This window comes from Nocardia jejuensis NBRC 103114, assembly GCF_001613145.1.
Lineage (GTDB): Bacteria > Actinomycetota > Actinomycetes > Mycobacteriales > Mycobacteriaceae > Nocardia > Nocardia jejuensis.
Window position 1 is genome coordinate 318827 of record NZ_BDBU01000005.1, and the last position, 20356, is coordinate 339182.

At 66.8% G+C, this 20356-nt stretch carries 17 protein-coding genes and 1 pseudogene; 11 read left to right on the plus strand and 7 right to left on the minus strand.

Going from position 1 to position 20356, the window contains the following annotated elements; translation table 11 throughout:
- The first annotated feature begins 96 nt into the window (after positions 1-96).
- Positions 97-378 carry a hypothetical protein gene (locus NJ1_RS04870; protein ID WP_067687816.1) on the plus strand — a complete coding sequence of 94 codons (282 nt, stop codon included), beginning with the start codon at positions 97-99 and terminating at the stop codon, positions 376-378.
- A gap of 104 nt (positions 379-482) precedes the next feature.
- Here NJ1_RS04870 and NJ1_RS04875 read toward each other — a convergent pair whose 3' ends face one another.
- Positions 483-1253: an SOS response-associated peptidase gene (locus tag NJ1_RS04875; RefSeq protein WP_067687953.1), complete on the minus strand. Its 771-nt coding sequence runs from the start codon at positions 1251-1253 to the stop codon at positions 483-485.
- A 157-nt stretch (positions 1254-1410) separates the two neighbouring features.
- On the opposite strand from NJ1_RS04875, the gene NJ1_RS04880 reads away from it, so the two are divergent.
- Positions 1411-2919 carry an aldehyde dehydrogenase family protein gene (locus NJ1_RS04880; RefSeq protein WP_067687818.1) on the plus strand — a complete coding sequence of 503 codons (1509 nt, stop codon included), beginning with the start codon at positions 1411-1413 and terminating at the stop codon, positions 2917-2919.
- A gap of 207 nt (positions 2920-3126) precedes the next feature.
- On the opposite strand, the gene NJ1_RS04885 is transcribed toward NJ1_RS04880, so the two are convergent.
- Positions 3127-3423 carry a hypothetical protein gene (locus NJ1_RS04885; protein ID WP_245717215.1) on the minus strand — a complete coding sequence of 99 codons (297 nt, stop codon included), beginning with the start codon at positions 3421-3423 and terminating at the stop codon, positions 3127-3129.
- Positions 3424-3520: 97 nt separating this feature from the next.
- Between NJ1_RS04885 and aroA the strand changes: the two genes are divergently transcribed.
- From aroA to NJ1_RS04900, 3 genes are all read left to right on the plus strand, one after another.
- Positions 3521-4819, plus strand: coding sequence for a 3-phosphoshikimate 1-carboxyvinyltransferase (aroA, locus tag NJ1_RS04890; RefSeq protein ID WP_067687820.1), 1299 nt, complete (start codon positions 3521-3523; stop codon positions 4817-4819).
- Positions 4774-5829 (plus strand): ribosome small subunit-dependent GTPase A, encoded by a 1056-nt coding sequence (rsgA, locus tag NJ1_RS04895; protein ID WP_084477749.1) that lies wholly within the window; start codon positions 4774-4776, stop codon positions 5827-5829. Before aroA ends, rsgA begins: the two co-directional genes overlap by 46 nt.
- A gap of 152 nt (positions 5830-5981) precedes the next feature.
- The gene (locus NJ1_RS04900) at positions 5982-6299 is read left to right on the plus strand and encodes a hypothetical protein (protein WP_067687821.1); all 318 of its coding nucleotides are present in this window, start codon (positions 5982-5984) and stop codon (positions 6297-6299) included.
- A 266-nt stretch (positions 6300-6565) separates the two neighbouring features.
- Here the strand turns inward: NJ1_RS04900 and secA are convergent, their stop codons facing one another.
- Entirely contained in the window at positions 6566-9403 is a 2838-nt protein-coding gene (gene secA / locus NJ1_RS04905) for a preprotein translocase subunit SecA (RefSeq protein ID WP_067687824.1), read from the minus strand.
- A 476-nt stretch (positions 9404-9879) separates the two neighbouring features.
- Here secA and NJ1_RS04910 point away from each other — a divergent pair, with 476 nt between their 5' ends.
- From NJ1_RS04910 to bluB, 6 genes are all read left to right on the plus strand, one after another.
- Positions 9880-11301 carry a WS/DGAT/MGAT family O-acyltransferase gene (locus NJ1_RS04910; protein ID WP_067687826.1) on the plus strand — a complete coding sequence of 474 codons (1422 nt, stop codon included), beginning with the start codon at positions 9880-9882 and terminating at the stop codon, positions 11299-11301.
- Positions 11285-11899 (plus strand): DUF6912 family protein, encoded by a 615-nt coding sequence (locus tag NJ1_RS04915; RefSeq protein ID WP_422615732.1) that lies wholly within the window; start codon positions 11285-11287, stop codon positions 11897-11899. The genes NJ1_RS04910 and NJ1_RS04915 overlap by 17 nt, the downstream gene beginning before the upstream one ends.
- 182 nt (positions 11900-12081) lie before the next feature.
- Entirely contained in the window at positions 12082-13242 is a 1161-nt protein-coding gene (locus NJ1_RS04920; RefSeq protein WP_067687828.1) for a ferredoxin reductase, read from the plus strand.
- A gap of 134 nt (positions 13243-13376) precedes the next feature.
- Positions 13377-14861, plus strand: a complete 1485-nt coding sequence (locus NJ1_RS04925; RefSeq protein WP_067687829.1) for a fatty acid desaturase family protein — start codon at positions 13377-13379, stop codon at positions 14859-14861.
- 95 nt (positions 14862-14956) lie between these two features.
- Positions 14957-16210 (plus strand): fatty acid desaturase family protein, encoded by a 1254-nt coding sequence (locus NJ1_RS04930; RefSeq protein ID WP_067687831.1) that lies wholly within the window; start codon positions 14957-14959, stop codon positions 16208-16210.
- 116 nt (positions 16211-16326) lie between these two features.
- Complete coding sequence (bluB, locus tag NJ1_RS04935; RefSeq protein ID WP_245717216.1) at positions 16327-16989, plus strand: 5,6-dimethylbenzimidazole synthase; 663 nt, start codon at positions 16327-16329, stop codon at positions 16987-16989.
- A 76-nt stretch (positions 16990-17065) separates the two neighbouring features.
- On the opposite strand, the gene NJ1_RS04940 is transcribed toward bluB, so the two are convergent.
- From NJ1_RS04940 to NJ1_RS40110, 4 genes and pseudogenes are all read right to left on the minus strand, one after another.
- Positions 17066-17524 carry a hypothetical protein gene (locus tag NJ1_RS04940; RefSeq protein WP_157573749.1) on the minus strand — a complete coding sequence of 153 codons (459 nt, stop codon included), beginning with the start codon at positions 17522-17524 and terminating at the stop codon, positions 17066-17068.
- A gap of 188 nt (positions 17525-17712) precedes the next feature.
- Complete coding sequence (locus NJ1_RS04945; protein ID WP_067687837.1) at positions 17713-19008, minus strand: acetyl-CoA C-acyltransferase; 1296 nt, start codon at positions 19006-19008, stop codon at positions 17713-17715.
- 133 nt (positions 19009-19141) lie between these two features.
- Positions 19142-19846, minus strand: coding sequence for a ribosome hibernation-promoting factor, HPF/YfiA family (gene hpf / locus NJ1_RS04950; RefSeq protein ID WP_067687839.1), 705 nt, complete (start codon positions 19844-19846; stop codon positions 19142-19144).
- 209 nt (positions 19847-20055) lie between these two features.
- Positions 20056-20356, minus strand: a pseudogene (locus tag NJ1_RS40110) (ComF family protein); the annotation flags it as partial.

Genomic DNA, 20356 nt, shown 5'->3' on the forward strand with positions numbered 1-20356 from the left:
GATTCCCGAGGATGTGATGCGGTTATGTCCCCCCATCAGCGTTCCAATCGACGGTGTTCCGCGAAACGGTGTTCTCCGAAGAAGTACGGCCGCACGATGGTCGTCGCCGGTTCCGCGGCGCTGCTCCTCGCGCTGGGATCCGGTCCGCTGACGATCGCGACGGCCGGCGCGGCCCCCGGCCCGAACTCGAACTATCCGCTCGCCACCGACCCGGGCACACCGGGTCAGCAATCCGGCCAGCAACCCAAGAAGGACGACAAGGTGGACAAGGCCGAGAAACTCGGCGGCGGCATCACCACGAAGGTGATCGACCTCGCCTCCGGCGTCGTCAAGTGCGGGCTGAACATCGCCATGCCGACCGTGAAATGCGAGTTCTGAGACAGGAATCGCCCAGCGTGCCCCGCCGTGCTTCGCGGCGGGGCACCGCTGTTTCGTCGGGCACCGCTGTTTCGTCGGGCACCGCTGTTTCATCGATCGCGGTCTCAGATCAGGCTGATCTGCCCGGCCTCCGCCTCGTCGAGCTGATCGAGCAGCTCCGGACCGTTGTTGCGGACGCTGTTCACCAGCGATGGCACCGCGCGGATCAAAATGTCCGAAACCGCTTCCGGCGCAGGGGTTTCCAGAAGTTCCTCCGGAGCCGGATGATCCGGATCCAGCCAGGCGGCCCAGTGCTCGCGGGGCATGGGTAGTGGCATGCGGTCGTGGACCTTGGTCAGCTCGCCCACCGCGTCCGTGGTGAGAATCGTGCAGGACAGCAGGGGCTTCGCGTCCTCCCCCTGACCGCGATCGCGCCAGACCGACCACAGACCCGCCATGTAGAGCAGGCCGCCGTCCGACTTGGACATGAAGAACGGCTGCTTGACCGCCTTGCCGGAGCCGCCGGATTCGGTGACCCACTCGTACCAGCCGTCCATCGGCACCAGGCAGCGCCGCTTCTTGACCGAGTCGCGAAACGAGGGCGCGGTGGCGGCCTTGTCCGCCCGGGCGTTGAACAGGGGTTTGCCCTTGGCTGGGACGCCCGGTTCGGATGCCTTGCTCCAGGCCGGGACCAGACCCCAGCGCATGGCGCGCAGGCGCAGGCTCGCCGGGTCTTCCGGATGGTCGCGGTCGTGCCGCTCGACCACCGTGAGCACCTGATTGGTGGGGGCCACGTTGTAGTTCGGGTCGAAACCCTTGTCGCCGGTCTCGTCGATGGCATCGAGCTCGACTGCCAGCGTGGCCGGATTCGTCGTTGTCGCGTACCTACCGCACATGGCCACCATGCTGCCACCGGATACCGACAGATGTGCGCGAGCCGCTCGGAACCGTACCCTTGATACTGTGACCCACATATCTGATGGCAATTGACATCAGTTCAAGGGTGTGAGACGTTCCTCCTATCAACCTCTCATCAAGGGATCGCCGCCAATCATGACTGCCACCGACACCGCTCCCCTCGATCAGGCCGAGTCGCTGACCTCGGTCAACCCAGCCACCGGCGAGACGCTCGCCACCTATCGGATCGACAACGAGGACGCGGTGCGCGCCGCCGTCGCCAAGGCCCGCATCGCCGCCGCCACCTGGGGCGCGCTCACCTTCGCCGAGCGCAAGAAGCATCTGCTGCGCTGGGGCAGCAAGCTCGTGGAGAAGTCCGACGCGCTGTGCGAGCTCATCCACGCCGAGAACGGCAAGCCCAAGGACGACGCCTACCTGGAAATGATGCTCGCGCTCGAGCACATCAAGTGGGCGGCCTCGAACGCCGAGAAGGTGCTCAAGCCCAAGAAGGTCTCGCCCGGCGCGCTGATGTCCAACTTCGCCGCGCACCTCGAACAGCGCCCGCTGGGCGTCGTCGGCGTGATCGGGCCGTGGAACTACCCGGTCTACACGCCCAACGGCTCGCTCGCCTACGCCCTCGCCGCCGGTAATGCCGTGGTGTTCAAGCCGAGCGAATTCTCCACGGGCATCGGCAATTTCGTCGCCGCGGCGTTCGCCGAGGCGAACCCGGAACTGCCCGACGGGGTGTTCACCGTCATCAACGGCTACGGCGCGACCGGTGCGGCACTGGTCAAGGCGGGGGTCGACAAACTCGCCTTCACCGGATCCACCGCGACCGGCAAGAAGATCATGGCCTCCGCGGCCGACACCCTCACCCCGGTCCTGCTCGAGTGCGGCGGCAAGGACGCGGTCATCGTGGCCGCCGACGCCGACGTGAAGGCCGCCGCGGACGCGGTCGCCTGGGGCGCCACCTCCAACTCGGGCCAGACCTGCGCGGGCGTGGAGCGGGTGTACGTGGACAAGTCGATCGCCGACGAGTTCGTGGCCGAGGTGAAGCGAATCCTCACCGACATCAAGCCGGGCTCGGACGACAAGGCCTCCTACGGCCCGATGACCATGCCCAGCCAGATCGACATCGTGCGCCGCCACATCGAGGACGCGATCAAGAACGGCGGCAAGGCCGTGCTGGGCGGGCCGGAGTCGATCAAGGGCCCGTACATCGAGCCGGTCATCCTGGTCGACACCGACGAGTCCTCGGACGCGGTGTGCGAGGAGACCTTCGGGCCGACCGTCACGATTCGCACCGTGAACGGCGTCGACGAGGCCGTCGAGCTCACCAACAAGAGCAAGTACGGTCTCGGATCCGCGGTGTACTCGCGCAAACAGGGACTCGAGATCGCCCGCCGCCTCAATGTCGGCTGCACCTCGGTGAACTCGGTGCTCAGCTACGCGGCCATCTCCGGACTCCCGTTCGGCGGCACCGGAGATTCGGGCATCGGGCGCATCCACGGCGCACCGGGGCTGCTGGAGTTCTCGCGCCCGCATTCGATCGCGGTGCAGCGCTTCGCGATTCCGGGCATGGCACTGCTGTCGTACTCGCGCACCGAGAGCACCATGAAGATGCTGCGCAAGATCGTGCCGTTCATCCACGGCCGCGCCAAGTAGTTCACGAGGCGGGTGATCCGCCGACGCTCACCGCATGCCGGTCCCTCGGGGCCGGCATGCGGCGTCTCGGGCGAAGTCCCCGGCCGATCAGATGTCTCCTCGGCGTTCGGGGGTCGATGTTTCGGCGCCCGCGATCTCGGCGCCGAAGGGCAGCCGACGGTTCGCGCTGGACGTCAAGGATGCTTGGCCGCTCGGAGGTTCGGCGTTTCAGATGCTCGGCGGCAGCGTGGGCGGGGCGAAGAAGTCTTCGATCGGGGTCGGTCCGGTGTAGCGGCGGCACTTGCAGCTCGACCATTCCTTCATCCCGTAGCCGGTCTTGCGGAAGGTCTCACCATGGCACCGGCCGTTCTCGCGATCGTGCACGGCCAGGTCGTGGCCGCAACCGCACCGGGCGGTCTGCTGCCCGCCGGTCGGTTTGCGCGTGGGGCGGGAGCCGAACCGGCCGAGCGCCCAGCCGCCCACGACGAGTCCGGCACCGATGGTGAGGCTGAGGGGATCGATCACGAGCCCACTATACGTACCTATATACGTATAGGACCAGACCGGTTCGTTGCATCGGAAATGGACACGGACCCCCGGAACGTGACGATCGTTTGGGAGGATGGACCTCGTGACTTTCTGGCCCGCGCCCCATGTCGAGATTCCCGTGCACGCGACAGTGACCCTGCCCGGGTCCAAATCCATCACCAACCGGGCCCTGATCCTCGCCGCCCTGGCAGATCAGCCGTCCACCCTCACCGGCGCGCTGCGCAGCCGGGACACCGACCTCATGATCGCGGCACTGCAGGCGATGGGCGCGAGTATCGACGGCGACGGTGAGACTCTCGTCGTCACCCCGCCCGCCGAATTCGGCAGCGCCGTAGTCGATTGCGGGCTGGCGGGCACCGTCATGCGCTTTCTGCCCCCGGTCGCGGCGCTGGCCACCGGCGATGTCGCCTTCGACGGGGACGAGCAGGCCCGCACCCGGCCGCTGGGCATCATCCTCGACGCGCTGCGCACGCTGGGCGTCGACATCGACGGGGACACAATGCCTTTCGTCGTGCACGGCACCGGCCGGCTGCGCGGCGGGCCGGTCACCATCGACGCGTCCGGATCCTCGCAGTTCGTCTCGGGACTGCTGCTGTCGGCGGCGCGCTTCGAACAGGGCGTGACGGTGAACCACGACGGCGCCGCGCTGCCGTCCATGCCGCACATCGAGATGACCGTGCAGATGCTGCGCCAGGCCGATGTGCAGGTCGACGCGCCGAAGGATCCGCGCAAGGCGCAGACCTGGACGGTGTCGCCCGGACCCATCCGCGCGGTGGACTGGGAGATCGAACCGGATCTGTCCAATGCCACCCCGTTCCTGGCCGCGGCCGCGATCACCGGTGGGGCGGTGAGCATTCCGCACTGGCCGCGCTACACCACCCAGCCCGGTGACGTGATCCGCGAGATCCTGGTGCGCATGGGCGCGGAGTGCCGCTTCAACGAGAACGTGCTGACCGTGCAGGGTCCGGACCGGCTGGCCGGGATCGATATCGACCTGCACGACGTGGGCGAATTGACCCCGACCGTGGCAGCGCTGGCGGCGCTGGCGGATTCGCCGTCGCGGCTGCGCGGTATCGCCCATCTGCGCGGACACGAGACCGACCGGTTGGCAGCATTGTCCACCGAGATCAACCGCCTCGGCGGCAAGGTCACCGAGGCCGAGGACGGGCTGATCATCGACCCGACCCCGCTGAGCGGCGGCCAGTGGCACTCCTACGCCGACCACCGGATGGCCACCGCGGGCGCCATCATCGGGCTCGCCGTACCGGGCGTGAGCATCCAGGACATCGGCACCACCGCCAAGACCCTCCCGAATTTCGTTGCCCTGTGGGAGGAAATGCTCGGCGGAGCCGGCCCGGGGGCAGACCTCTGAGGCGCCGCGAGTACGACGAGACCGACGTCCGGGTCCGCCCGGGCCGAAGTTCTCGACCCCGCACCAAGAATCGGCCCGAACACAAGGACGCCGAGGCGGCCATGGTCGTCGCGGTGGACCGGGGCCGCTGGGGCTGTGTGCTGGACAACGACCCCGAACAGCGGATCGTCGCCATGCGCGCCCGCGAACTCGGCCGCACCCCCATCGTGGTCGGCGACCAGGTGGATCTGGTCGGCGACCTGTCCGGCAAACCCGATTCGCTGGCCCGCATCGTACGAGTCGGCGAACGGCGAACGGTGTTGCGCCGCACCGCCGATGACACCGATCCCTTCGAGCGGATCGTGGTCGCCAATGCCGAACAGCTGTTCATCGTGGTGGCGCTGGCGGATCCGCAGCCGCGCACCGGATTCGTGGAGCGCGCCATGGTCGCCGCGTATGTCGGTGGGCTGCAACCGGTCCTGTGCCTGACCAAGCACGATCTGGCGGCCGAATCCGAATTCGCGGAAGCCTTCGAGGATTTGGACCTCACCATCGTCTACGCGGGCATCGAGGATCCCGTCGAACCGGTGCTGGAGCTGCTCGACGGCCGCCTCACCGCCTTCATCGGCCACTCCGGCGTCGGCAAGTCCACCCTCGTGAATCGCCTTGTGCCCGATGCGGATCGGGCCGTCGGGGTGGTGTCCGGCGTCGGCAAGGGCCGGCACACCTCCACGCAGTCGGTGGCGCTGGCGCTGCCGAACGGCGGCTGGGTCGTCGACACCCCCGGTGTCCGCTCCTTCGGACTGGCACACATCACTCCGGACGATGTGATCAGCGCCTTCTCCGATCTGGCCGACGCCATCGAGGACTGCCCGCGCGGCTGCACCCACCTCGGCCCGCCCGCCGATCCCGAATGCGCCCTGGACGATCTCCCCGGCAAGGAACGCCGAGTCGCCGCCATCCGGCTGCTGCTCACCGCGATCAACACCAACGACCCCTGGTTCCGGGGCGGCCAGACCACGACCATCTGAGTGCACGCCGGCGCTCTTCCCCGAGCAAGGCGGTCGATGCCACGACGGTGCGGCCCCGGTCACGCCCCCGCGTGACACGCCTTCGGCAAGTTCGTGGCAAAGCGGGGCGGCAAAGGGGTGCGGGCATGGCCGGAACTCGCTAGCCTTCGCTGGTGCAAGACCATGAGCGTGATGATTTCCCACCGCTCCTCGACGATGCCCTGGGGCCCGGCGCCCCGGTGGTCCCCGAGGTGCGCATCGCCCGCAACGACGCGGCCGCCCCACTCCCGGCCTGCCTCCGCTGCGCCGAACCCGCCCCGCTCAACGTGCGGGCGGTCTGGCTCTCCGCGCGCGCGGTCATGAACGGTGACATCGACGTGGACAGCCACATCAGCGTGCACTCGTGTCGCGCGTGTACCGGCCTCGTGGTCGACATGATCCTGATCAACCAGGACCCTCGCTTCCGCGGCGAATCGATCGGCCTGGACTGAGCCGCCGCCCGGCAGCGACACCTCCGACGTCGCTCGACCACGACCGGGTCACCGGCGATCACTCGCGACACACCTTGTCGCACAACCCGGATCGGCTCGTGCACAGGCGAATCGCCGGGCACGTGCACGGCCGGACCCGGTTCGTCGCGCGCACCACGGCTGGACGACACGATCGTTCCGGACGATACTTCCGCGCCCTCCGAAAACGACTGTGCCCCGGGTCAATTCACCCGGGGCACGGTCGACCGTTCAGTGTGTCGCCGAAATCAGCGGCGGCGCTTGGGCTTCGGAGCCTTGTCCAGCTTGCCCTGACCGCGAGCGGCCTCACGGCGTTCGCGACGGGTGCTGGAGTCACCGGAATCGGTGCCGTACTCCTCGGCGTCGCTGTGGACGGCGCGGTGACCGCCCTCGTCCGGGCCCGAGTAGGACAGCGCGCGCGAATTGTTGGAGTCGTCGATGCCGCGGGCGCGCAGGGCGGCCGGGGCTCCGTTCGGGGCGGCGGCGCGGGCCTCCTCGGTGGGGAGGGGGCGGTTGCCGACCGGGGACTGCAGTCCCGCACCGACATTCACGCCGGTGGGCTGGGGCTGCTGCACCTCGACCTGCAGGTTGAACAGGAAGCCGACCGACTCTTCCTTGAGGCCGTCGAGCATGGCCAGGAACATGTCGAAGCCCTCGCGCTGGTACTCGACCAGCGGATCGCGCTGCGCCATGGCACGCAGGCCGATGCCCTCCTTGAGGTAATCCATCTCGTAGAGGTGCTCACGCCACTTGCGGTCCAGCACGCTCAGCAGGATCTGACGCTCCAGGTTGCGCATGCTGCCCTCGCCGGCCAGGCCGTCGATCTCGCTCTCGCGCTTGGCGTACGCGTCGTGCGCGTCCTCGAGCACCGCCTCGAGCAGCTCGTCGCGGGACAGGTCGCCGATCTCGCCGTCCTCGTTCTCACCGGTGAGATCCCGGTAGTCGAGGCCGATCGGGTACAGCGTCTTGAGCGCGGTCCAGAGCTTGCCCAGATCCCAGTCCTCCGCGTAGCCCTCGGCGGTGGCGCCGTTGACGTAGGCGGTGATCACGTCGGTGATCATCTCCTGGACCTGACCCTCCATATCCTCACCGGCGAGGATGCGCGCGCGCTCGGCGTAGATCACCTTGCGCTGCTGGTTCATCACCTCGTCGTACTTGAGGACGTTCTTGCGGATCTCGAAGTTCTGCTGCTCGACCTGGGTCTGCGCGGACTTGATCGCGCGCGAGACCATCTTGGCCTCGATCGGCACGTCGTCCGGCAGATTCAGACGGGTCATGATCGACTCGAGCGCCGCGCCGTTGAAGCGCCGCATCAGCTCATCGCCCAGCGACAGGTAGAAACGGGACTCGCCCGGGTCACCCTGGCGGCCGGAACGACCACGCAGCTGGTTGTCGATACGACGCGACTCGTGCCGCTCGGTGCCCAGCACGTACAGGCCGCCGGCCTCGCGCACCGTCTCGGCGTCCTCCTCGGTCTGCTCCTTGACCCGTTCCAGGGCGGGCAGCCACTGCGCCTCGTACTCCTCCGGAGTCTCCACCGGATCCAGGCCCTGACGGCGCAGCAGGATGTCGGCGATGATGTCCGGGTTGCCGCCGAGCACGATATCGGTACCGCGACCGGCCATATTGGTGGCGACGGTGACCGCGCCGGGCCGACCGGCCTCGGCGATGATCTGCGCTTCCTGCTCGTGGAACTTGGCGTTGAGCACCGAGTGCGGGATACCACGCTTGGTCAGCTGCTTGGACAGGTACTCCGAGCGCTCCACCGAGGTGGTGCCGACCAGCACCGGCTGGCCCTTCTCGTGCCGCTCGACGATGTCGTCGGCCACGGCCGAGTACTTCGCCTCTTCGGTCTTGTAGATGAGGTCGGACTGATCGACGCGGACCATCTCCCGGTTGGTCGGGATGGGCACGACGCCGAGGGTGTAGGTCTGGTGCAGCTCGGCCGCTTCGGTCTCGGCCGTACCGGTCATACCGGAGAGCTTGTCGTACAGACGGAAGTAGTTCTGCAGCGTGATCGTGGCCAGCGTCTGGTTCTCCGGCTGGATCTCGACGGATTCCTTGGCCTCGATGGCCTGATGCATGCCCTCGTTGTAGCGGCGGCCCACCAGGATTCGGCCGGTGAACTCGTCGACGATGATGACCTCGCCGTCGCGGACGATGTAGTCCTTGTCGCGGCTGTACAGCTCCTTGGCCTTGATGGAGTTGTTCAGGTAGCTGACCAGGGGCGAGTTCGCGGCCTCGTACAGGTTCTCGATGCCGAGCTGATCCTCGACGAACTCGACGCCCGCCTCGTGCACGCCGATGGTGCGCTTCTTGATGTCGACCTCGTAGTGCAGGTCCTTCTTCAGCAGCGGCGAGATGCGCGCGAACTCCGCGTACCACTTGGACGCGGTATCGGCCGGACCCGAGATGATCAGCGGGGTACGGGCCTCGTCGATGAGGATCGAGTCGACCTCGTCGACGATGGCGAAGTTGTGGCCGCGCTGCACCAGATCGTCCAGCGAGTGCGTCATGTTGTCGCGCAGGTAGTCGAAGCCGAACTCGTTGTTCGTGCCGTAGGTGATGTCGGCGTTGTAGGCCACGCGGCGCTCGGCCGGGGTCATGCCGCCGAGGATCACGCCGACCTCGAACCCGAGGAAACGGTGCACGCGGCCCATCCACTCGGAGTCGCGCTTGGCGAGGTAGTCGTTCACCGTGACGACGTGCACGCCGTCGCCGCTGATGGCGTTCAGATAGGCCGGGAGCACACAGGTCAGGGTCTTGCCCTCACCTGTCTTCATCTCCGACACATTGCCGATGTGCAGCGCGGCGCCGCCCATGATCTGCACCTTGTAGTGCTTCTGGTTCAGCACGCGCCACGACGCTTCACGGGCGGTGGCGAAGGCTTCCAGCAGCAGCTCGTCCAGGCTTTCGCCCTCGGCGTAGCGGTGCCGGAACTCGTCGGTCTTGGCTTGCAGCTCGGCGTCGGAGAGGGCCGTGAACTCGTCGTCCAGGGCGATGACCTCGTCCGCCAGGTTCGCAAGCCGCTTGACCGTGCGACCCTCACCAATCCGTAGCAACCTCGAAAGTGTCAGCGCAGGCACGGTTGTTGTCAGTCCTCTGGTCGGTGTGATCGTTGGCCCCCACCACAGCAGGGAAACGTGCGCGCGGACGCGCAACCTTCAGCCATGGTAATCCGACGCCCATCGTAGGTGCTGAGGTGCACATGTGAGAGTTGGCCGAGCTTGTCCGGGCCCCGGATGGCGGCGGCTCCCGGCAGATAACTGCTAGTCAGCCAATCATTGTGCGTCCGAAGCTGTTTCGAGCCCCGCTGGCGTAGCATGTAGGGGATCCGGCGTGCGGAGGCTTGCGCCCGCACCCGGGCAGGGGGCGTCGAAAGACGCATGGACACGGGCAGCGGCGCCCGCTCGGAACCCGGCGAAACGCCGATTGCGATAACTTGCGACATACCGGCGTGTGACGCCGAGATGCCGACGCCTCGGTGGGGATTCGATACGGGCAGATCCGTTACGGGCGCAGGCAGCGGCTGTTTTTACGTGAGCAGGGAGTAGCGGGCAGCGTGATCACGAGACTGACGCCGCAGGACCGGTCGTTCTACCGGCTCGAATCGAGCACCAACCCGATGCACATCGGATCCCTCGCCATCCTGCGTAATCGGGCGCCGGCCGGAAACTCCGGGCACGCACCGCTGGATTACGAGAGCCTGCTCACCCTGGTGGAATCGCGGCTGCCGCTGGTGCCGCTGTACCGCCGCAAGGTGCGGGAGATCCCGTTCGCGCTGGGCCGTCCGGTCTGGGTGGACGATGCCCACTTCGACATCACCTATCACATCCGGCGTTCCGCGCTGCCCGAACCGGGCACCGACGATCAACTGCTCGACCTGGTCGCGCGGCTGGCGTCCCGGCCGCTGGACCACACTCGCCCGCTGTGGGAGATGTATCTGGTGGAGGGTCTGTCCGAGGGACGGATCGCGGTGTTCACCAAGACCCATTCGGCGCTGGTCGACGGTGATTCCGCCCTGGAGATCGGGCATGTGATCCTGGACACCTCCCCCGCTCCGCGCGAGCTGGCCGACGACGCCTGGATCGCGCATCGCGAACCCGCCGACCTGGAACTGCTGATCGGCGGCCTGCTGCATCTGGCCACCCAGCCGCGCGAGGCGCTCGAGGTGGCCCGCCATCACGGCGCGGAGGCGTTCGCCATGGTCGACGCCGCAGGCAAGGCGCTGCGCACACTCGCCTCCATGGTGCGCGCCGCGACGATCGGCGTGCCCGACAGTCCGCTCAATATCCACACCTCCCGCAATCGCCGGGTGGAGGTGGTGCGCACCGATCTCGAGGACTATCGCAAGATCCGCAAGCGCTTCGACTGCTCCATCAACGACGTGATCCTCGCGGTGATCACCGGCGCGCTGCGCAATTGGCTGCTCTCGCGCGGACAGGTGCTCACCGAGGCGGACACGCTGCGGGCGGTGGTGCCCATGTCGGTGTACGCCGACGGGCCGTCCGGCGAGCTGAAACCCGCGGGCGAGGTGACCTCGCTCCTGGTGGATCTGCCGGTGGGCGAACCGAATCCGGTGATCCGGATGTCGCACATCACCCATGCCACCGAGGCGCATTCGCGGCAGGAACGCGGGGTGCGCGCCCGCACCCTCGTGCATATGGCCGGATTCGCACCGGCGAGCCTGCATGCGATGAGCGTGCGGTCTGCGAGTACCTTCGCAGAACACACGTTCAATCTGGTGATCACCAATGCGCCGGGTCCGCAGCAGCCGATGTACATCGGCGGCGCGCGGATGCTGGAGATGTATCCGGTGTCGCCGTTGCTGCGCTTTCAAGCTCTGAGCATCGGGCTCACGTCCTACGACGGACGGGTGTTCTACGGACTCACGGCCGATCGCGACGCCATGGCCGATATCGCGGTGCTGACCGCATCGGTGCACGAGTCGATGGAGGAGATGCTCGGTGCCTGCGTCCAGTGAGTCGTCCCACGTATCGAAGAAGCTACGTGTCTACGTTCCGGCGACCGTCCCGATGCTGCGGGAACTGGTGGCGGACCGTGAGATCCGAGCCCTGAACGACACCGCCTTCGCGGTGACCCCCGCACTGCGCGAGTCGTACGCCTCCGGCGATGACGAGGAACTCGCCGAGGTCGCCATGGCCGAGGCCGCGCGCGCCTCGCTGCGCCTGCTGGCCGAGGAGGGCGCGCTCGAGGACAGCCGCGGCGCGGCGCCCGCCGACGACGCCGAGTCCGGTGGCGCCGAGTCCGGCGATGCCGAACCGCCGCGCGGGCCGATCTTCCGGCGGGCCGTCATCGCCGCCGACGTGGACGGCGCGGCCCTGCGCCCGGATCTGGACGATGCCGTGGTGCGGCTCTCGGGCCCGATCCCCTACGACAGCATCGCCTCGGTGCACGTGGATCTGGCCGAGGCCGAGTCCGAGGTGGCCAAGGCCGTGGACGTCATCGATGCCGCCGACATGGGCGATCCGGACGCCGAATTCGTGCTCGGCGACGCCGAGGATCACCAGCTCGCCTGGTATGCCGCGCAGGAGCTGCCGTTCCTGCTCGACCTGCTCTGACCTGGTTTTACACTCGGTCTGCCGTCGAGCGACGAACGTCTCCCCGAGCAGCGCCGCCGCGCTAACCTACGATGCCGTAACCTTGCCTTGACGGCCGTGCGTCACTCGAAAAGAGAACCACGGCGCCTACGCACGCATGTCGCGCTCCCCGCGCGCAGGACGATAGGAAAGCGTTCCGGATCATGGCATCGAACAAGGCGGGTTTCTCGGTTCGGGGACTTCGCGAATGGCTGGAGTCACCGGTCGCCGACGGCGCGACCGCGGGACGAACCCGGCTGAACACGCTTCGAGGCGCGGCCGCGCGGATCACCACTCCCCTGCTGCCGGACGATTATCTGCATCTGGTCAATCCACTGTGGTCGGCACGCGAACTGCGCGGCCGCATCGTGGAGGTGCGCAAGGAAACCGCCGATTCGGCCACCCTGGTGATCAAGCCGGGCTGGGGATTCGACTTCAAGTTCGAGCCCGGCCAGTACATCGGCATCGGCCTGCTGGTGGACGGCCGCTGGCACTGGCGCTCGTATTCGCTGACCTGCCCGCCGGATTGGAGCCACCCCGAGCATCGGGGCAAGCGGCTCATCTCCATCGCCGTGAAGGCGATGCCGGAGGGCTTCCTGTCCAGCCATATGGTGTCCGGCGTGCAGGCGGGCACCGTCGTGCGCCTGGCCGCGCCGCAGGGCGGATTCGTACTGCCGGAGCCGCCGCCGTCGAAGGTGCTGTTCCTGACCGCCGGTTCGGGCATCACTCCCGTGATGGCGATGCTGCGCACCATGGATCGGCGCGGCGTGGTTCCCGATGTCACGCACCTGCATTCGGCGCGCACGGCGGATGACGTCATGTTCGCCGCCGATCTGCGCGAATTGCACGACAAGCACCCGAGTTTCACCGCCGACCTGCATTTCACCGGCGAGCACGGCAAGTTCGCACTCGCCGATCTGGACGAGCGGGTCCCCGATTGGCGCGAACGCGAGACCTGGGCGTGTGGCCCGGCCGCCATGCTCGACGAGATCGAGAAGCATTGGGCCGCCGCGGGAATCGCCGACAAGGTGCACGTCGAGCGATTCGAGATCGAGCGTTCGGCTTCCGGTGAGGGTGGCACCGTCACCTTCGCCAAGGCCGGCCGCGTCGTCGAAGTGGACGGCGCCACCACGTTGTTGCAGGCCGGCGAGGGTGTCGGAGTGCAGATGCCGTTCGGTTGCCGGATGGGCATCTGCCAGACCTGCGTGGTGACCGTCACCGACGGCCACGTTCGCGACCTTCGTAACGGCACCGAACATCGTGCCGGTGACAAGGTGCAAACCTGCATTTCAGCCGCCGCCGGCGACTGCACACTGGATGTCTGACGCGACACCGGGTCACCCCTCGAGCGCCCGGATTCGCTACCCTCGGTAGTAATCGAGCCCGACCGTCGCCCCATTCAGGGCCGGCGAATCCGCCGCAGCGGTGCGAGGCAGATAAAACCACGGAAGGATCGCCGGTGGCCATCACCGACATCAAGACGTTCGCCCACCTCACCGAGGCGGATATCGAGAACCTGGGTCGAGAACTCGATTCCATCCGCCGCGACGTCGAGTTGTCTCTCGGCGATCGCGACGCCAAGTACATTCGCCGCGTCATCCGGGCGCAGCGACTGCTGGAAACCGCGGCCCGCGCCACGTTGTTCGGCAGTCGCAACAAATGGGCCTGGCTGGCCGGCACCACCATGCTCTCGGTGGCCAAGATCATCGAGAACATGGAACTCGGGCACAACATCAGCCACGGGCAATGGGATTGGATGAACGATCCCGAAATCCACTCCACCAGTTGGGAGTGGGATATGACGGGTACGTCGCCGCAGTGGAAACGCGCGCACAACTACTCGCATCACACCTACACCAATATCGTCGGCATGGACGACGATCTCGGCTTCGGCATCCTGCGCATGACGCGCGACGAGGAGTGGAAGCCGATCAACCTGCTCCAGCCTGCCGCGAATCTGGTGCTGGCCGCGCTGTTCGAGTGGGGTATCGCGCTGCACGATCTCGACGCCGCCAAGGAGCAGATGGGCGAGGCGGGCAAGGGCTTGTTCTCCGAGCCGAACAAGGCGTTCTGGAAGAAGGCGGGCAAACAGGTCGCCAAGGACTTCGTCATCTATCCCGCGCTCACCGGCCCGGCGTGGAAGTCGACCCTCAAGGCGAACGCGACCGCGAATCTGGTCCGCAATCTCTGGGCGTACGCGGTGATCTTCTGCGGCCATTTCCCGGACGGCGCGGAGAAATTCGCCGAGGAGCAGTTCGAGAACGAGCCGCAGGGCGAATGGTATCTGCGGCAGATGCTCGGCAGCGCCAATTTCGAGGCGGGCCCGGTCATGGCGCTCATGAGCGGCAATCTCAGCTTCCAGATCGAACACCACCTGTTCCCCGACCTTCCGAGCAATCGGTACGCGGCGGTATCGGTGAAGGTGCGCGAGTTGTGCGACAAGTACGACCTGCCGTACACGACCGGTTCGCTGGGCAAGCAGTATCTGCTGGCATTCCGCACAATTCACAAACTGGCGCTGCCCGATCAGTGGCTCAAGCGCACCGCGGACGACGCTCCGGAGACCTCCTCCGAGCGCAAGTTCGCCGGAATCACGCTGCCGGCCATGCCCGCGATGCCGTCGATGCCCGCCATGCCGGCAATGCCGAACAGCGGTGAATGGAAGGCGAAAGCCACCAGCAGCGAATGGCTCGCCGCCAGCAGCGAATGGCTCGCCAAGCATCACCTGGCCGGCGTGGACCCCGAGACGGGTCAGCGTCGCGGACTGCGGTCGGCGATGCAGGAGGCCAAGGTGGCGCTGAAGGAAAAGGCGCAGCACGAGAAGGAAGTATTGCGCGAGGCGAAGGCCGCGCTGCAGGAAAAGGCCAGGGCGGAAAAGGCTTTGCTGCAGGAGAAGGCGGGCCGCAAGCGGACGCTTCCGCGCTTTCGGCGAGCCATTAACTAGCAGATGATTATCACGAACGCAATGCGGCGTTCGACACGTCCAGGATTCGATCAGCCGTAACCTACGGAGCCGTAACCTACGGTACTGTAACCCGCATGGCAATCTCGGATGTCAAGGAATACGCACACCTCACCCCGGAGGACGTCGAAGCGATCGGGGCGGAACTGGACGCCATCCGCCGCGAGATCGAATCCGCCAGAGGTGAGGTCGACGCCAGATACATTCGCAATGTGATCCGCCTGCAGCGCGCGCTCGAGATCAGCGGACGCGGTGTGCTTTTCTTCAGTCTGTTCCCGCCCGCATGGCTGGCCGGTGTGGCGTTGCTCGGCACCGCCAAGATCATCGAGAACATGGAGATCGGCCACAACGTCATGCACGGCCAGTGGGACTGGATGAACGATCCCGAAGTCCACTCGACCAAATGGGAATGGGACAACGCCGGCCCCTCCGAGCACTGGAAGATCACCCACAACTTCCTGCACCACAAGTACACCAATGTGCTGGGCATGGACGACGACATCGGTTACGGCCTGCTGCGCGTCACCCGCGATCAGCGGTGGTCTCCGTTCTATCTCGGCCAGCCCGTGTACAACCTGCTGCTGCAGATGTTCTTCGAATACGGCGTCGCCATCCAGCATTTGGAATTGGGCAAGGTCGCCAAGAAGAAGTGGGCCGCGGACAGCCCCGAGCGCATTGCGTTCGAAGCGGATCGTGCGCTGGTCCTGAAGAAGATCGGCAAGCAGGCCGCCAAGGACTACCTGATCTTCCCGCTGCTCACCGGACCGTCCTTCCTGGGGACGCTGACCGCCAATCTCGCCGCCAATGTGGTGCGCAATGTGTGGACCAACGCGGTCATCTTCTGCGGCCATTTCCCGGACGGCGCGGAGAAGTTCACCAAGGCCGATATCGACGGGGAAACCCAGGGCCAGTGGTACCTGCGCCAGATGCTCGGCAGCGCCAATATCTCCGGTGGCCAGCTCATGCACTTCATGACCGGCAACCTGAGCCACCAGATCGAGCACCACCTGTTCCCCGACCTGCCCTCGCGCCGCCTGGGCGATATCGCGGTGCGGGTGCGGGCCATGTGCGACAAGTACGACCTGCCGTACACCACCGGCTCGCTGCCGGTGCAGTACTTCAAGTCCTGGCGCACCATCATGAAGCTGTCGCTGCCCAACAAGTACCTGAGCCGCGGCACCGACGACGCTCCGGAGACCAAGTCGGAGAAGGTGTTCGGCGGCGTCGCGGTGATCGATCCGGCCACCGGTCGCCGCAAGGGCCTGCGCACCGCGCTGAAGGAAGGTCGTCGCCGCCTGACCCGCCGCGACGACCACGCCCTCGTCGGCTGATCTCTCGAACCGAGCACCCGCGTCCCCCGTCGGAATTCCGACGGGGGACGCGGTCTTTCACGCACCGGGCCAGGGTGCCAGGAGCGCGTGCGAGCCCGCCTGGTTCACTGGGGGCCGTGTGTGCCGATGGTCCGATAACCCCTGGTGAGTGTCTCAGCGTCTACGACGCGATCCGATTGCGCCGCGACGTCCGCGCGGAGTTCTCCGGCGATGTCGTGGACGACGCCACCCTGCTGCGGATTCTCGAGGCCGCGCATCGCGCCCCCAGCGTGGGCAACTCGATGCCGTGGGACTTCGTGGTGATCCGGGATCCGGCCACCCTGAACAAGTTCGCCGATCACGTGGCGGACAAGCGCCGTGAATTCCGGGACGCGCTGCCCGAGGATCGCGCGGAGACGTTCACGCCCATCAAGATCGAGGGCATCGTCGAATCCGGGACCGGGATCGTGGTCACCCACAACCAGTCTCGCGGCGGAACGCACGTGCTCGGCCGGGCCTCCGTCCCGGAGACCGGCATCTACTCCACGATTCTGTCGATCCAGAATCTCTGGCTGGCGGCCACCGCCGAGGGCGTCGGCGTCGGCTGGGTCAGCTTCTACGACACGCCTGTGCTGGCAGACCTGCTGAATCTGCCCGAGCACGTGCGACCGGTGGCCTGGCTGTGCGTGGGCCCGGTGCGCGAATTCCAGTCGGTCCCCGATCTGGAGCGTTTCGGCTGGCGCACCCGCCGCCCGCTAGAGGCTGCCGTCCACTGGGAACAGTTCGCTTCCCGCCCCTGAAACCCGAAGCCCCTGAAACCCGAAACCCCGATCCGCGCAAGCGAATCGGGGCGCACGAGCGGGAGCCGGGTTCGGCTCAGAGCGAGCTTCCGGTCACGGTGATCTGATCGACCTGCAGGATCGGGTCGCCGGATTTCTCGCGGCCGGTGACGGTGACCGTCGCGGTGAAAAGGTCACCGTAGTGGACGTTGTCGAGCGCCTGCCCCTCGAGACCCACGCGATCGCCGTCGAGAATGGCGTATCGACCGGGGTCCGCCGTGACGAAGGCGACGAAGCCACCCGGGGCGGTGGAGTACACCTCGCCGTAGACCACCGACTGCGCACCGGCGTGTTCGGTGTGTTCGCAGACCATGCGGGTGAAGTCGTCGAACGGCAGGGTCGAGCGTTCCACACCGGCGATGCCCCGGCAGCCGGCGGTTCCGGTGAGATCCAGTGGCGCGGCGTGCGCCTGGGCGGAGACGCCCACGATGAGCGATGCGGCGGTGATGCCGATCAAGACGGTCAGGACGGGCAAAACAGAGGTTCTGGCATTCATGATCGAGTCCCTGATGTAGGAGGCTCTACTTCGGGTAACCGAAATAGGGGGCCCGCAAACGCCCGCCCCGCCGATCCGGGGCTCTCCGGGACACCGAATCGACCCGCCCCGGCCTGCCGACCAGCGGATTCCCGGTCGCTCGACAAACCGAGAATCCGATGCGCCGACGGCCGGGAATCGAGCGGAAATCAGACCCGCTCGAGAACCGCGGAGGCGCCGATACCGCCGGCGGCGCAGATGCCCAGCAGTGCCGTGGACTTGCCGGAGCGAGCCAATTCGTTGGCCATGGTGGTGACCATGCGGGCGCCGGTCGCGCCGAACGGGTGCCCGAGGGAGACCGAGCCGCCGTGGACATTGAGCTTGTCGATGTCGATGCGCCCGACCGCCGTATCGCGGTCCAGGCGGGTCTTGGCCCACTCGTCGCTGGCGAGGGCTTCCACGACCGAGAGGGTCTGCGCGGCGAAGGCCTCGTGGATATCGACGAAATCGATATCGCTCAACGACAATCCGGCCTTGTCCAGGGCCCGGGGCATGGAGATGGCCGGGCCGATCAGGACCTGATCGCGCGGGTCGACGCTGACGAAACTCCAGGAGCGGAACGCGGCCAGCGGCGTGTAGCCGAGTTCGAGGGCCTTCTCCTCGCTCATCAGCAGCACCGCGGACGCGCCGTCGGTGAGCGGGCTGGCATTGCCCGCGGTGACGGTGCCGTTCTTGGCGAAAACCGGTGCGAGCCCGGCGAGTTTCCCGACGCTGGTGCCGGGGCGGACCAGGCCGTCGCGGCCGATGGTCTTGCCCTCGGGAGTGGTCACCGGCACCACTTCGTCGTCGAAGCGTCCGGATTCGATGGCCGCGGCGGCGCGATGGTGTGAGCGCGCCGCGAACTCGTCCTGCGCGGCACGCGAAATGCCATGGATGCGAGCCATTTTCTCGGCCGACTCACCCATCACCTCGCCGGTGGTGCGCTCCTGGATCTTGGGACGACTGGGCAGGATGTCGGTGAACGGGGCGAGCTGCGCGACCGCGGACAAGTAGTCCTTCGGCTTGGGCTTGCCCAGCGCCAGGGGCGCGGCGGCGTGCACGATCTTCTGCGGCAGTTTCACTTCCGCGTTGCTGGTGGAGTCGCTGCCACCGGCGATCATGACGTCGTATTCGCCGCGCTCGATGGCCGCAGCCGCCGAGGTCACGGCCTGCAGACCGGAGGCGCACGCGCGCGTCACGGTGTAGCCCTCACACCCCGGATCCAGTTGCAGGTCCAGGGCGATCTCGCGCGCGATGTTGGGCGCGCCGCTGGGCAGGATCACCCCGCCCCACACGATCGACTGCACGAGCGATGCCGGTAGCGCGGTCCGCTCGAGGAGTCCGCGCACGGCGGCGTCCGCCAGATCGATGGAGTCCATCCGCGTGTAGTCGGTGAACGCCCGCACGAACGGGGTCCGGACACCGGACACGATGACAGCACGGCGGCGAGCACCCTTGGTAGCCACGCGATTTCCTTCCAGCAGAGGAGTTCGGGGCACCAAACCTACCGCGAAGCCGGAAGAAAGGCGATACGCCGTGTAACAGAAAAGGGCGACCGGGGCCCGATGAGCCCCGGTCGAGCGGGGGTCCCGAATCTACCTACGCGAGCCGGATGAGGCCGTAGTCGAAGGCATGGCGACGATAGACGACCGACGGTCGGTCGGTCTCCTTGTCCTGGAACATGAAGAAATCGTGACCGACGAGCTCCATCTGGTAGAGGGCGTCGTCGATCGTCATGGGGATCGCGGAGTGTGTCTTGGTGCGCACGACATGGCCGGGACCGGCGTTCTCGCCGTCCAGATCGGAATCGGTGAGGTGATCGTGCGCGTCGGCGGATCCGTTGCTCGACATGAACAGGGATTCGTCGATCAGACCGGCGGTCGCTTCGGACACCGAGATCGGTGTCTTGTCCCCATGGTGAACGCGACGGCGGTCCTTCATCCGGCGTAGCCGGCTCTCCAGCTTCTCCACGGCCATCTCGAGGGCGGCGTAGAAGCTGTCCGCGCACGCTTCGGCTCGGACCACAGGGCCCTTGCCGCGGGCGGTGATCTCGATTCGCTGGCAGTTCTTGCGTTGGCGACGGTTGCGCTCGTGGGTGAGCTCCACGTCGAAGAGGTAGATGGTCGGATCGAAGCGTTCCAAGCGAGAAAGCTTGTCCGCCACATGGATTCGGAAATGATCGGGGACTCCACCCTCACCGAGGGTTCGTCCCTTGACCACGACTTCGGCGTGGGTCTCCTGGCCGGACGAATCGTCCGCGATGAACTCGTCATCGAGCAGCACCGCGGTGTCTGCGTTTTTCATTGAAGGTCGTGAAGAAGTCGTCACGCGTACCTCCCGGATCTGGCCGCACAAGCCGCTCGTGCGGCGGGAAAAGAACGTGTGCCGATCGATGAGCTCGCATCGGCACATTCGGTCCGAGGCGCCACCTCCAAACTTGCGGTTCGGGTGTCTGATCGCGACGCTAGTACGCCAGCGACCTGTCCGCCAGTGTTCACGCAAATTTTGAAGAATCAAGCCGCGCAGGTTACCAGCGCGGCACGAACCATCACTCTCGCCTCAGCCAGCACTCGTACCGATTCACTCACTGTGGCCCCGGTGGTCAGCACGTCGTCGAGGAGCACTACCTCGGCGTTTGCCGGAAATGACCCGATCGGCGGGCAGTGCGGAGCCAGCATGATCCGGCCGCGCAGATTGTGCTGGCGATCGCTCACTCCGAGGCCGACCGAATCGCGCACACCCGGGCGCGTGCCCAGCATTCGCGCCGGTCGGCAATCGGGCAGCCAACTCGCCGCGACGCTCGCGACACGCACG